The sequence below is a fragment of the Pantoea sp. ARC270 genome, assembly GCF_003236725.1.
Lineage (GTDB): Bacteria > Pseudomonadota > Gammaproteobacteria > Enterobacterales > Enterobacteriaceae > Pantoea > Pantoea anthophila.
The window spans coordinates 1-13,884 of the sequence record NZ_PUGA01000047.1; the positions used below are offsets into that span (position 1 = coordinate 1).

Annotated in this window: 11 protein-coding genes and 4 tRNA genes; 14 read left to right on the forward strand and 1 reads right to left on the reverse strand. The window is 52.2% G+C overall.

All coding sequences use genetic code 11. The annotated features are described in order from the left end of the window. The first annotated feature begins 195 nt into the window (after positions 1-195). Both murB and birA read left to right on the forward strand, forming a co-directional pair. Positions 196-1,233: a UDP-N-acetylmuramate dehydrogenase gene (gene murB / locus CKF42_RS18615; protein WP_111208891.1), complete on the forward strand. Its 1,038-nt coding sequence runs from the start codon at positions 196-198 to the stop codon at positions 1,231-1,233. Then, complete coding sequence (gene birA / locus CKF42_RS18620; protein ID WP_111208892.1) at positions 1,230-2,189, forward strand: bifunctional biotin--[acetyl-CoA-carboxylase] ligase/biotin operon repressor BirA; 960 nt, start codon at positions 1,230-1,232, stop codon at positions 2,187-2,189. Before murB ends, birA begins: the two co-directional genes overlap by 4 nt. A 43-nt stretch (positions 2,190-2,232) precedes the next feature. Here birA and coaA read toward each other — a convergent pair whose 3' ends face one another. Further along, the gene (coaA, locus tag CKF42_RS18625) at positions 2,233-3,180 is read right to left on the reverse strand and encodes a type I pantothenate kinase (protein ID WP_111208893.1); all 948 of its coding nucleotides are present in this window, start codon (positions 3,178-3,180) and stop codon (positions 2,233-2,235) included. Between the two features lie 741 nt (positions 3,181-3,921). On the opposite strand from coaA, the gene CKF42_RS18635 reads away from it, so the two are divergent. The 12 genes from CKF42_RS18635 (at position 3,922) to rpoB (ending at position 13,822) form a co-directional block, all read left to right on the forward strand. Further along, positions 3,922-3,997, forward strand: a tRNA-Thr gene (locus tag CKF42_RS18635). Between the two features lie 8 nt (positions 3,998-4,005). Beyond that, positions 4,006-4,090, forward strand: a tRNA-Tyr gene (locus CKF42_RS18640). A gap of 188 nt (positions 4,091-4,278) precedes the next feature. Then, positions 4,279-4,353 (forward strand) — tRNA-Gly (locus CKF42_RS18645). Between the two features lie 5 nt (positions 4,354-4,358). Continuing rightward, positions 4,359-4,434 (forward strand) — tRNA-Thr (locus tag CKF42_RS18650). Between the two features lie 108 nt (positions 4,435-4,542). Continuing rightward, positions 4,543-5,727: an elongation factor Tu gene (gene tuf, locus CKF42_RS18655; protein ID WP_009092664.1), complete on the forward strand. Its 1,185-nt coding sequence runs from the start codon at positions 4,543-4,545 to the stop codon at positions 5,725-5,727. Between the two features lie 229 nt (positions 5,728-5,956). After that, positions 5,957-6,340, forward strand: coding sequence for a preprotein translocase subunit SecE (secE, locus tag CKF42_RS18660; RefSeq protein WP_008927141.1), 384 nt, complete (start codon positions 5,957-5,959; stop codon positions 6,338-6,340). 1 nt (position 6,341) lies between these two features. Next, entirely contained in the window at positions 6,342-6,887 is a 546-nt protein-coding gene (nusG, locus tag CKF42_RS18665; RefSeq protein ID WP_003848088.1) for a transcription termination/antitermination protein NusG, read from the forward strand. A 148-nt stretch (positions 6,888-7,035) separates the two neighbouring features. Next, positions 7,036-7,464, forward strand: coding sequence for a 50S ribosomal protein L11 (rplK, locus tag CKF42_RS18670; RefSeq protein ID WP_006121495.1), 429 nt, complete (start codon positions 7,036-7,038; stop codon positions 7,462-7,464). 3 nt (positions 7,465-7,467) lie between these two features. Further along, positions 7,468-8,172 carry a 50S ribosomal protein L1 gene (rplA, locus tag CKF42_RS18675; protein ID WP_009092662.1) on the forward strand — a complete coding sequence of 235 codons (705 nt, stop codon included), beginning with the start codon at positions 7,468-7,470 and terminating at the stop codon, positions 8,170-8,172. 366 nt (positions 8,173-8,538) lie between these two features. Further along, complete coding sequence (gene rplJ / locus CKF42_RS18680; protein WP_003848098.1) at positions 8,539-9,036, forward strand: 50S ribosomal protein L10; 498 nt, start codon at positions 8,539-8,541, stop codon at positions 9,034-9,036. A gap of 65 nt (positions 9,037-9,101) precedes the next feature. Next, on the forward strand, positions 9,102-9,464 hold the full coding sequence (rplL, locus tag CKF42_RS18685) for a 50S ribosomal protein L7/L12 (protein ID WP_009092660.1): 363 nt from the start codon (positions 9,102-9,104) through the stop codon (positions 9,462-9,464). A 329-nt stretch (positions 9,465-9,793) separates the two neighbouring features. Next, positions 9,794-13,822 (forward strand): DNA-directed RNA polymerase subunit beta, encoded by a 4,029-nt coding sequence (rpoB, locus tag CKF42_RS18690; RefSeq protein WP_046100987.1) that lies wholly within the window; start codon positions 9,794-9,796, stop codon positions 13,820-13,822. Positions 13,823-13,884: the final 62 nt, after the last annotated feature.

Genomic DNA, 13,884 nt, shown 5'->3' on the forward strand with positions numbered 1-13,884 from the left:
ATGGTAGTGTGGGGCCTCCCCATGCGAGAGTAGGGAACTGCCAGGCATTATACAAGTGAAGAAGCCCCGCACCGACGTGCGGGGCTTTTTTACGTCTGCCGATCGTGAAAAACCGCCTTCGGACCCCGAAAACTGCCTGAGAACACATCTCCGATACGGTAAACTACGGCCAGATAACTCAGTTAAGGCCGTCAAATGTCCAGCCAGCATCCCTCCTTAAAAGCCGACAATACACTTGGGCTTGAAGTACACACACAAAAACGCATCGTCGCTGAGACGCCTGCCGCCATTCTGGCTGCATGGCAGGCCAGCCAGCAGGATCAAACGCCTTTCCTTGTGCTCGGTGAAGGCAGCAATGTCCTCTTTCTGGATGATTTTGCCGGAACCGTGGTACTGAACCGCATTAAAGGCATCACCATTCAGGATGAATATGAGAGCTGGAAACTGCATGTCGGAGCCGGTGAGAACTGGCATGAGCTGGTCAAAAGTACCCTGGAAAAAGGGATCGCCGGACTGGAAAATCTGGCGCTGATCCCGGGCATGACCGGCTCGGCACCGATTCAGAATATTGGTGCTTACGGCGTGGAGTTAAAAGATGTCTGCGAATATGTGGATGTGCTTAATCTGCACAGTGGCGAAACAGAACGTCTGGATCGTGAAGCCTGTGAGTTTGGCTATCGCGACAGCATTTTCAAACGCCGTTATCAGTCAGGCTATGTCATCGTCGCAGTCGGGCTATGCCTGCCTAAGCAATGGCAGCCTGTCCTGACCTATGGCGATCTGAAAACACTGAATCCGGCCATCGCCAGTGCCTGGGATGTCTATCACGCTGTGTGTCAGATGCGTCAGAGTAAGTTACCGGATCCGAAAGTCACCGGAAATGTCGGCAGCTTTTTTAAAAATCCGGTGGTGACGCAGGCGCAGTGCAGCGCTCTGCTGGCCCGGTTCCCCGCCATGCCGCACTATCTGATGCCAGAGGGTGAAACGAAGCTGGCAGCGGGCTGGCTGATCGATCAGTGCCAGCTTAAAGGCTATCGCATCGGGGGCGCAGCCGTTCATCAGCAGCAGGCTCTGGTGCTGATCAATGCTGACAATGCCCTGCCTGCCGACATCGTGGCGCTGGCCAGAGCGGTACGCGCCCGGGTAGGAGAGAAGTTTGATGTCTGGCTTGAGCCTGAAGTCCGGTTTATTCAGGCACAGGGTGAATGCAATGCCGTCGAGGTGATCGCATGAAAGACCACAATGTCCCGTTAAAGCTGGTCGATATTTTGTCTGACGGCGAGTTTCACTCTGGCGAGCAGCTGGGTGAGACGCTGGGAATGAGCCGGGCTGCCATCAACAAGCATATCCAGACACTGAAAAGCTGGGGACTTGATGTCTATACCGTCACCGGTAAAGGCTACAGTCTGCCTGCGCCAATCCAGCTACTGGATGAGCAGGCGATTCTCGCGCAGGTTGAGCAGGGCAATGTCTCGGTGATACCGGTGATTGACTCAACAAATCAGTACCTGCTGGAGCGCATGCATGACATGCCTTCTGGTGCTGCCTGTATTGCTGAATATCAGCAGGCGGGACGGGGACGCCGGGGCCGTCAGTGGTTCTCTCCATTTGGCGCTAACCTCTATATGTCGATGTACTGGCGCCTGGAACAGGGCCCCGCAGCGGCGATGGGCCTCAGCCTGGTCATTGGTATCATCATGGCGGAGACATTACGCTCACTGGGCGCAGATGAGGTCAGGGTAAAATGGCCAAATGATATTTATCTTAACGATCGCAAACTGGCGGGTATCCTGGTTGAACTGACCGGGAAAACGGGCGATGCTGCGCAGATTGTGATCGGTGCAGGTATTAATCTGGCAATGCAAACCGCTGATGCCTCCCAGATTAATCAGGGCTGGATTAACCTGCAGGAAGCCGGGGTAACGGTGAATCGCAATGAGCTGGCAGCTCGTCTGATCAATCGTCTGCGCGAGGCACTGCCACTCTTTGAGCAGGAGGGATTAGCGCCCTTTGTGGCACGCTGGGCCGCGCTGGACAACTTCATTAACCGGCCTGTTAAGTTGCTCATCGGCGAACGCGAAGTGCACGGTATTGCGCGCGGTGTTGACAGCCAGGGTGGACTGTTACTGGAACAGGATGGCGAAATAAAGGCATGGGTTGGCGGAGAGATATCGTTACGTCCTGTCTGAATAAAAAAAGCCTGCATGAATGCAGGCTTTTTTATCACTGGCGTTATTTACGCAGACGGACTTTATCAACAGCGTGATCGCCGCTTTTCGTCATAATCAGGCTGGCTCTCTCTCGTGTCGGCAGAATATTTTCCTGCAGATTGAGCCAGTTAATCTCTTTCCACAGATTACCCGCTATTTCAACGGCTTCCGCCTCGGAGAGCTGGGCATAGTGATGGAAGTAGGAGTCGGGGTCGGTAAAGGCACCCTGGCGGAATTTCAGAAAGCGATTGATGTACCAGCTTTGCAGAAGATCTTCTTCTGCATCGACATAGATTGAGAAATCGACGAAGTCAGAAACAAAGACGTGATGGGGGTCATGGGGATAGTCCATACCGCTCTGTAAGACGTTGAGCCCCTCAAGAATCACAATATCCGGCTGCTGTATGACTTTGTCGCCATCAGGGATAACGTCGTAAATCAGATGCGAATAGACCGGAGCGGTAACCTGACTGGCACCTGACTTTAAATCTGAGACGAAATTGACCAGCCGGTGCATATCGTAGGATTGCGGGAATCCTTTCTTCTTCATTAAGTCACGCTCTTTGAGCACGGCATTAGGATGCAGGAAGCCATCCGTGGTGATTAATTCCACCTTGCGATGTTCAGGCCAGCGGCTGAGCAATGCCTGCAATACACGTGCTGTCGTGCTTTTACCGACGGCAACGCTACCCGCAATACTGATGATGTAAGGGATCTTCTGCCCGTTGGTGCCCAGAAACTGCTCCAGTACAGCCTGCCTGCGCACATTTGAACTGATATAGAAATTAAGCAGGCGCGAAAGAGGCAGGTAAATCTCTGCCACCTCTTCCAGAGAGAGGTCCTCGTTGATGCCTTTCAGCTGCGCAATCTCTTCCTCTGATAGCGTCATAGGAACGGAATCACGTAATGCCGCCCACTGCTCACGAGTGAATTCTAAGTAGGGCGTTGTCAGGGGAGTCGTTTTATCCATAAGCATGCATCTGACCGCAAATTCATTGCTATCACCGGCGTGTTATCCGATAAGCAGGACAACGCAGGTGATTTGAATCACGAATCGCTGGTTTATCAGTGAGAACAATGGGCTGGAGGGTATCACCAGTATGGCTTTTAACAGAAGTAAAAAGATAACTGTGATCTCGCTTTCGTCGGTATAGCCACAAAACGCGCCATTACCCAAGCCATTAACGACTTTATAACAGACAATGAGCCTGTAAAGCCGTTACAGGCTGCTTCCCACCCATAGTGCGTAACACCCTTGTTACCTGTCCCGGTGGCAGTGCCACGCATTAAGGCCTGTAAGGAAGCGAATGCGATATCCCCTCAATAAGCACACCATCCGGACCCCTCTGCCGGGTGCTGTTAAAGAAAAGAGATATTGCCTTCATGGAAATATCGGCCTGTGAGCTTAGCCTCTAACCCAAAATCATCCTGACGTGACGAAAAAAGCGTCAGTCAGCGCATGGGCAGGATCTTTTTTCAGGAATAAGCGAAATAACCGGAGTAAGAACGCTGGAGGCAGGCATTGTAAAAAGAGGGGCAGGGGGGGAGTGAAGCCAGAGTAAAGTCGAGAAAAAAGGGCCAGGCTGGACAAATATTCCGCAGAAAACCACTAAATTGCGATGATTTGCACAAATAGTAAGCGATAGAAAAAAATATGCGATTTTTTAGTTGCATCCGAACGCCGACCTTCCTAGAATGCGCGTCACTTGATGCCGGCTTAGCTCAGTTGGTAGAGCAACTGACTTGTAATCAGTAGGTCACCAGTTCGATTCCGGTAGCCGGCACCAATCAAGTAGGTGGGATTCCCGAGCGGCCAAAGGGAGCAGACTGTAAATCTGCCGTCACAGACTTCGAAGGTTCGAATCCTTCTCCCACCACCATCCCGACCTCGCGGTTGGGTTCAGATAAACGGCCTGTTTATCTGTCAGGTGAGTCACTTCTCACCCTGAATTCAGACTGAGCGTTAGCGAAGTCAACGTCGGTCAGCTTCGCTGACGGACAGTAGGTAGCAGAGGCATTCTCTGTTATCTGCAAGCTACAGAAAGAACAGGTAGCCGAGTTCCAGGATGCGGGCATCGTATAATGGCTATTACCTCAGCCTTCCAAGCTGATGATGCGGGTTCGATTCCCGCTGCCCGCTCCAGATGTGCTGATATGGCTCAGTTGGTAGAGCGCACCCTTGGTAAGGGTGAGGTCCCCAGTTCGACTCTGGGTATCAGCACCACTTCCTTTAATCTCCCTCCTGATTTTCTCTGTAACTTCCTTGCAGTCAGGCATTGCCTGGTTAATGTGATGATATCATTGATATATCCGTGTCTTAGAGGGACTAGCGATGGCTAAAGAGCAATTTCAACGTAACAAACTGCACGTAAACGTGGGCACCATCGGTCACGTTGACCACGGTAAAACCACCCTGACTGCAGCAATCACTACCGTACTGGCTAAAACCAACGGCGGCCAGGCGCGTGCATTCGACCAGATCGACAGCACCCCTGAAGAAAAAGCCCGCGGTATTACCATCAACACCGCACACGTTGAGTATGAGACTGCTTCACGTCACTACGCTCACGTTGACTGCCCAGGCCACGCCGACTATGTGAAAAACATGATCACCGGTGCTGCGCAGATGGACGGCGCGATCCTGGTTGTTGCTGCGACTGATGGCCCGATGCCACAGACCCGTGAGCACATCCTGCTGGGTCGTCAGGTTGGCGTTCCTTACATCATCGTGTTCCTGAACAAGTGTGACATGGTTGATGATGAAGAGCTGCTGGAACTGGTTGAGATGGAAGTACGTGACCTGCTGTCACAGTACGACTTCCCAGGCGACGACACTCCAATCGTTCGTGGTTCTGCTCTGAAAGCGCTGGAAGGCGACGCTGAGTGGGAAGCGAAAATCATCGAGCTGGCTGAGCACCTGGACAACTACATCCCGGATCCGGTTCGTGCGATCGACATGCCGTTCCTGCTGCCAATCGAAGACGTATTCTCAATCTCTGGCCGTGGTACCGTTGTTACCGGTCGTGTTGAGCGCGGCATCGTTAAAGTCGGCGACGAAGTTGAAATCGTAGGTATCAAAGATACTGCGAAATCAACCTGTACCGGTGTTGAGATGTTCCGTAAGCTGCTGGACCAGGGTCAGGCAGGCGAAAACTGTGGTGTTCTGCTGCGCGGTATCAAGCGTGAAGACATCCAGCGTGGTCAGGTTCTGGCTAAGCCAGGCACCATCAAGCCACACACCCAGTTCGAGTCAGAAGTTTACGTTCTGTCTAAAGACGAAGGTGGCCGCCATACTCCGTTCTTCAAGGGCTACCGTCCACAGTTCTACTTCCGTACCACTGACGTGACCGGTTCAGTAGAGCTGCCAGAAGGCGTTGAAATGGTCATGCCAGGCGACAACATCAAAATGGTTGTTACCCTGATCCACCCAATCGCAATGGACGAAGGTCTGCGCTTCGCAATCCGCGAAGGTGGCCGTACCGTTGGCGCGGGTGTTGTTGCTAAAGTTATCGCATAATTACCGATAACGTTTGACGCAATGCACACGGAAAGGGCATCATTTGATGCCCTTTTTGCACGCTGTTTCATAGAACCTGGCTCATCAGTGATTTTCGATCATAATCATTGCTGAGACAGGCTCTGTCATGCGGCGTTGGATACCGAGTTACGCCCCAAAAGCTCATTCGGTTTGGACGCCTCGCACTGCGGGGCAGAATAGTTTCTGAATTATTGTGGCAGGTTGGTTTATGAGTGCGAATACCGAAGCTCAAGGGAGCGGGCGTGGCCTGGAAGCGGTAAAGTGGGTAGTAGTCGTATTACTGCTGCTTGCAGCGATTGTAGGTAACTACCTCTATCGTGATGTGTCACTGCCACTGCGTGCGTTAGCCGTAGTTGTACTGATCGCAGCGGCTGGCGGCATTGCGCTTTTAACGACCAAAGGCAAAGCGACCGTGGCTTTTGCTCGTGAAGCAAGAACAGAAATGCGTAAGGTTATCTGGCCAACCCGCCAGGAAACGCTGCACACCACGTTAATCGTTGCCGCGGTTACCGCCGTGATGTCACTGATTTTGTGGGGGCTGGATGGTATTCTGGTCCGTCTGGTATCGTTTATCACTGGCCTGAGGTTCTGAGATGTCTGAAGCTCCAAAGAAACGCTGGTACGTCGTACAGGCGTTTTCCGGTTTTGAAGGCCGCGTAGCACAGTCGCTGCGCGAGCATATCAAATTGCACAACATGGAAGAGCTGTTTGGCGACGTCATGGTTCCGACTGAAGAAGTCGTTGAAATTCGTGGTGGCCAGCGTCGTAAGAGCGAGCGCAAGTTTTTCCCGGGATATGTACTGGTTCAGATGGTGATGAATGACGCCAGCTGGCACCTGGTGCGCAGCGTCCCGCGCGTGATGGGTTTCATCGGCGGCACATCTGACCGTCCGGCACCTATCAGCGATAAAGAAGTTGATGCGATCATGAACCGTCTGCAGCAGGTCGGCGACAAGCCTCGTCCGAAAACGCTGTTTGAACCAGGCGAAATGGTTCGCGTTAACGACGGTCCGTTTGCTGACTTTAACGGTGTGGTTGAGGATGTGGATTACGAGAAGAGCCGCCTGACGGTTTCTGTCTCCATCTTCGGACGTGCAACACCGGTTGAACTCGACTTCGGTCAGGTGGAGAAAGGTTAACCTCTTTCCGCTCACAATTTAGCTGTTGCAGCAGGCGCGAAATTTAACTACAATTTCGCGCCTTTTGTTTTTATGCGCTGGCAACAGCGTATAAATCGTTATCACGGGGAGCCTTTTAAAGGCGCTATAACCCAATTGAGGAAATATCATGGCTAAGAAAGTCCAAGCCTACGTCAAGCTGCAGGTTGCAGCTGGTATGGCGAACCCAAGTCCACCGGTTGGTCCAGCTCTGGGTCAGCAGGGTGTTAACATCATGGAATTCTGCAAAGCGTTCAACGCTAAGACCGAATCTCTGGAAAAAGGTCTCCCGACTCCTGTTGTTATCACTGTATACAGCGACCGTTCATTTACCTTTATCACCAAAACCCCTCCGGCTGCCGTACTGCTGAAAAAAGCAGCGGGCATCAAGTCTGGTTCTGGTAAGCCGAACAAAGATAAAGTCGGTAAAGTGACCCGTGCTCAGGTACGTGAAATCGCAGAAACCAAAGCTGCGGACATGACTGGTTCTGACGTTGAAGCGATGACTCGCTCAATCGAAGGTACTGCTCGTTCCATGGGCCTGGTAGTAGAGGACTAAGAAATGGCTAAGCTGACCAAGCGCATGACCGTAATTCGCGACAAAGTTGACGCGACCAAGCAGTATGACATTGCTGAAGCTGTTGCTCTGCTGAAAGAACTGGCGACTGCCAAGTTCGTTGAAAGCGTTGACGTTGCTGTCAACCTCGGCATCGATGCGCGTAAATCTGATCAGAACGTACGCGGCGCGACCGTTCTGCCACACGGTACTGGTCGTTCAGTACGTGTTGCTGTCTTCACCCAGGGCGCAAACGCTGAAGCGGCAAAAGCTGCTGGCGCAGAGCTGGTTGGTATGGAAGACCTGGCTGAGCAGATCAAGAAAGGCGAAATGAATTTTGACGTTGTTATTGCTTCTCCGGATGCAATGCGCGTTGTTGGCCAGTTGGGCCAGATTCTGGGTCCACGCGGCCTGATGCCAAACCCGAAAGTCGGTACTGTAACCCCTAACGTTGCTGAAGCGGTTAAGAACGCTAAAGCAGGTCAGGTTCGTTATCGTAACGACAAAAACGGCATCATCCACACTACCATCGGTAAAGTGGACTTTGACGCTGACAAACTGAAAGAAAACCTGGAATCTCTGCTGGTTGCGCTGAAAAAAGCGAAACCATCTCAGGCGAAAGGCGTGTACATCAAGAAAGTCAGCCTTTCAACCACCATGGGCGCCGGCGTTGCCGTTGACCAGGCTGGTCTGAACGCAACAGCAAACTAATTGCTGCTTGAAACGGGCGAAAAATTCACCTAGAATCTTACGCCCGTTGTTCTGTTATTAGCAGAACAGGACACCAGAGAGTCAGATGCGACAGCGGCGTTTAACGCCTTTCCCTCTGATTCTGCTGCGTCACACAGAATTTAGGTTGGAGCCAGGCCTTATCCTGGCCTCCGTCCAAGACCGCAGGAGCTGTCTATCTCCGGATAGTCCGCTTAATACCCTGCGTAGACGGTGACAGAACCAAAAGAATTTTTTCTTAGCTGGATTCTGCTCACCGTGTTCGAGCGCTTACTTCCCCTTTTGGGTGAGTAAGTGAAGTGAGTTCCGGGGAAATCCTTTCCCGGTCAAATCCAGGAGCAAAAGCTAATGGCATTAAATCTTCAAGACAAACAAGCAATTGTTGCTGAAGTCAGCGAAGTAGCCAAAGGTGCGCTTTCAGCGGTTGTTGCGGATTCCCGTGGCGTTACCGTTGATAAAATGACCGAACTGCGTAAAGCAGGTCGTGAAGCTGGCGTTTACATGCGTGTTGTTCGTAACACCCTGCTGCGCCGCGTCGTTGAAGGAACTCAGTTTGAGTGCCTGAAAGACACGTTTGTTGGTCCGACCCTGATTGCATATTCTATGGAACACCCGGGCGCTGCTGCTCGTCTGTTCAAAGATTTCGCGAAAGCGAATGCAAAATTTGAGGTCAAAGCTGCAGCCTTTGAAGGTGAGCTGATCACGGCGGCCAATATTGACCGTCTGGCAACTCTGCCGACCTACGAAGAAGCACTGGCACGTCTGATGTCGACCATGAAAGAAGCCGCTGCCGGCAAACTGGTCCGCACTCTGGCTGCTGTACGCGATGCAAAAGAAGCGGCTTAAGGCCCTTTTCTTTTCTTCGTACCTGCTTACGTATAAACTTTTTCTGATTCTTAGGAACAATTGTCATGTCTATCACTAAAGACCAAATTCTGGAAGCTGTTGCAGCGATGTCCGTAATGGAAGTTGTTGAGCTGGTTTCTGCTATGGAAGAAAAATTCGGCGTTTCTGCTGCTGCTGCTGTAGCTGTTGCTGCGGGCCCGGCTGAAGCTGTTGAAGAAAAAACTGAATTCGACGTCGTACTGAAAGCTGTTGGCGCGAACAAAGTAGCAGTCATCAAAGCCGTACGTACTGCAACTGGTCTGGGCCTGAAAGAAGCCAAAGACCTGGTTGAAGCAACTGGCGTAATCAAAGAAGGCATCAGCAAAGATGACGCAGCTGCACTTGAAGCTGCTCTGAAAGAAGCTGGCGCTGAAGTTGAAGTTAAGTAAGACAACCTTCGGGTTGCAGTCTGAGTAGTTTCAGACTGATGGCTGGTGACTTTTTGGTCACCAGCCTTTTTGCGCTACAGGGTCTCAATGGGGTTTCACACTGTTTGTCCATTGCTACTCTTCAATATCTTTCTCTATCGACGACTTAATATACCGCTTTCCTGTGCGGGTTCCCTGCCTTCACAAAAGCGATGAAATGATTTAAGCGTGATAGAAAGAGGTATTGCACTGCTGCCGCGCAGCCAGTGAATCAAACAAAATCGTGTTGCATGAACTGTCCTGTCAGGACGGACAGCGTGGGTCGACTTGTCAGCTAGCTGAGGAACCCTATGGTTTACTCCTATACCGAGAAAAAACGTATTCGTAAGGATTTTGGTAAACGTCCACAAGTACTGGACATACCTTATCTCCTTTCCATCCAGCTCGACTCGTTCCAGAAGTTTATCGAGCAAGATCCAGAAGGTCAGTACGGGCTGGAAGCTGCATTCCGCTCTGTATTCCCTATTGCGAGCTACAGCGGCAACTCTGAGTTGCAGTATGTGAGCTATCGCCTGGGCGAACCTGTCTTTGACGTGAAAGAGTGTCAGATCCGTGGCGTGACCTATTCGGCACCGCTGCGCGTGAAACTGCGTCTGGTGATCTATGAGCGCGAAGCGCCAGAAGGCACCGTAAAAGACATTAAAGAACAAGAAGTCTACATGGGCGAAATTCCGCTCATGACCGACAACGGTACCTTTGTTATTAACGGTACCGAGCGCGTTATCGTTTCTCAGCTGCACCGTAGTCCTGGCGTGTTCTTTGATAGCGATAAGGGTAAAACCCACTCTTCGGGTAAAGTGCTTTATAACGCACGTATCATCCCTTACCGCGGTTCATGGCTCGACTTTGAGTTTGACCCGAAAGATAACCTGTTTGTCCGTATTGACCGTCGTCGTAAGCTGCCGGCCACTATCATCCTGCGTGCGTTGCAGTTCACAACACCTCAGATCCTCGATCTCTTCTTCGAGAAAGTGGTGTTTGAAATTCGCGACAACAAGCTGCAGATGGAGCTGGTGCCTGAGCGCCTGCGCGGTGAAACCGCGACCTTCGATATCGAAGCGAACGGCACCGTCTACGTCGAAAAAGGTCGCCGCATTACTGCGCGTCATATTCGTCAGCTGGAAAAAGATGGCATTCAGCACATCGAAGTTCCGGTTGAATATATCGCGGGCAAAGTGGTTGCTAAAGACTACATCGATGAGAGCACCGGTGAGCTGATTGTTGCAGCGAACATGGAGCTGTCACTGGATCTGCTGGCCAAACTGAGCCAGTCGGGTCACAAACGCATCGAAACGCTGTTCACCAACGATCTGGACCACGGTCCATATATGTCTGAGACCCTGCGTGTTGACCCAACCAGCGATCGCCTGAGCGCACTGGTTGAGATCTATCGCATGATGCGTCCTGGTGAGCCGCCAACGCGTGAAGCTGCAGAGAACCTGTTCGAGAACCTGTTCTTCTCTGAAGATCGTTACGATCTCTCTGCCGTGGGCCGCATGAAGTTCAACCGTTCACTGCTGCGTGATGAAATCGAAGGTTCAGGTATCCTGAGCAAAGAAGACATCATCGAAGTGATGAAAAAACTGATCGACATCCGTAACGGTAAAGGCGAAGTGGACGATATCGACCACCTCGGCAACCGTCGTATTCGTTCAGTCGGTGAAATGGCTGAGAACCAGTTCCGTGTCGGCCTGGTGCGTGTTGAGCGTGCGGTTAAAGAGCGTCTCTCTCTGGGCGACCTCGATACGCTGATGCCACAGGACATGATCAACGCGAAGCCGATTTCGGCTGCGGTGAAAGAGTTCTTCGGTTCAAGCCAGCTTTCACAGTTTATGGATCAGAACAACCCGCTGTCAGAGATTACGCACAAACGTCGTATCTCTGCACTTGGCCCGGGTGGTTTGACGCGTGAGCGTGCCGGCTTCGAAGTGCGTGACGTACACCCAACGCACTACGGTCGTGTCTGCCCAATCGAAACCCCTGAAGGTCCGAACATCGGTCTGATCAACTCCTTGTCTGTTTATGCACAGACCAATGAGTATGGTTTCCTTGAGACGCCTTATCGTCGTGTTATCGACGGTCTGGTTTCTGACGAGATCCACTACCTCTCTGCTATTGAAGAGGGTAACTACGTTATCGCTCAGGCGAACGCCCCGCTCGATGAAAACGGCGCGTTTGTTGATGACCTGGTCACCTGCCGTAGCAAAGGCGAATCGAGTCTGTTCAGCCGCGATCAGGTTGACTACATGGACGTTTCCACCCAGCAGGTGGTTTCTGTCGGTGCATCCCTGATCCCGTTCCTGGAACACGATGACGCCAACCGTGCTCTGATGGGTGCGAACATGCAACGTCAGGCCGTTCCGACTCTGCGTGCAGATAAGCCGCTGGTTGGTACCGGTATGGAACGTGCTGTTGCCGTTGACTCCGGTGTTACTGCCGTCGCCAAACGTGGTGGTACCGTTCAGTATGTTGATGCATCACGTATCGTTATCAAAGTTAACGAAGATGAGATGTACGCGGGCGAAGCCGGTATCGACATCTATAACCTGACCAAATATACCCGTTCAAACCAGAACACCTGCATCAACCAGATGCCATGTGTCTCTCTGGGTGAGCCGGTTGAGCGCGGAGACGTGCTGGCAGATGGCCCGTCCACCGATCTGGGTGAACTGGCGCTGGGCCAGAACATGCGTGTCGCGTTCATGCCGTGGAACGGTTACAACTTCGAAGACTCCATCCTGGTCTCCGAGCGTGTGGTTCAGGAAGATCGCTTTACCACCATTCACATCCAGGAACTGGCTTGCGTGTCGCGTGACACCAAACTGGGGCCGGAAGAGATTACCGCTGATATCCCGAACGTGGGTGAAGCTGCACTCTCTAAACTGGATGAGTCAGGCATCGTCTACATCGGTGCTGAAGTGACCGGTGGTGACATTCTGGTTGGTAAGGTTACCCCGAAAGGTGAAACCCAGCTGACGCCAGAAGAGAAGCTGCTGCGTGCGATCTTCGGTGAAAAAGCCTCTGACGTAAAAGATTCATCACTGCGCGTGCCGAATGGCGTGTCAGGTACCGTGATCGACGTTCAGGTCTTTACCCGCGATGGCGTGGAAAAAGACAAGCGTGCGCTCGAAATCGAAGAGATGCAGCTGAAGCAGGCTAAGAAAGACCTGTCTGAAGAGCTGCAGATCCTGGAAGCGGGCCTGTTCAGCCGTATCCAGAGCGTCCTGATCGCAGGTGGCGTTGAAGCAGACAAGCTGGACAAGCTGCCGCGCGAGCGCTGGCTGGAGCTGGGTCTGACTGATGAAGCCAGACAAAACCAGCTGGAGCAGCTGGCAGAGCAGTACGACGAACTGAAGCACGAGTTTGAGAAAAAACTCGAAGGCAAGCGCCGTAAGATCACCCAGGGCGACGATCTGGCACCGGGCGTGCTGAAAATCGTTAAGGTTTATCTGGCCGTTAAACGTCAGATCCAGCCTGGTGATAAGATGGCAGGTCGTCACGGTAACAAAGGTGTTATCTCTAAGATCAACCCAATCGAAGACATGCCTTACGATGAGAACGGTACGCCGGTCGACATCGTACTGAACCCGCTGGGCGTACCATCGCGTATGAACATCGGTCAGATCCTTGAGACACACCTGGGGATGGCAGCGAAGGGCATTGGTGAGAAAATCAACGCCATGCTGAAGAAGCAGGAAGAAGTCGCGAAACTGCGCGAATTCATCCAGCGTGCCTATGACCTGGGAAGCGATCTGCGTCAGAAAGTTGATCTGAACACCTTCTCCGACGACGAAGTGCTGCGCCTGGCAGAGAACCTGAAAAAAGGTATGCCAATCGCAACGCCGGTGTTTGATGGCGCGAAAGAGAGCGAAATCAAAGAGCTGTTACAGCTCGGCGGTCTGCCTTCTTCCGGTCAGATTACCCTGTTTGACGGCCGCACCGGTGAACAGTTCGAACGTCAGGTAACCGTTGGCTACATGTACATGCTGAAACTTAACCACCTGGTTGATGACAAGATGCATGCACGTTCTACCGGTTCCTACAGCCTGGTTACTCAGCAGCCGCTGGGTGGTAAGGCGCAGTTCGGTGGTCAGCGCTTTGGTGAGATGGAAGTATGGGCACTGGAAGCATACGGTGCCGCGTATACCCTGCAGGAAATGCTTACCGTTAAGTCTGATGACGTCAACGGCCGTACCAAGATGTATAAAAACATCGTTGACGGCAACCATCAGATGGAACCGGGCATGCCGGAATCCTTCAACGTACTGTTGAAAGAGATTCGCTCGCTGGGTATCAACATCGAGCTGGAAGACGAGTAACCCCCATTTCAGGCTGTGGTTCGCCGCCGCCTGAAAGCGCAGGGTTTAAGCGCTCGCAATTG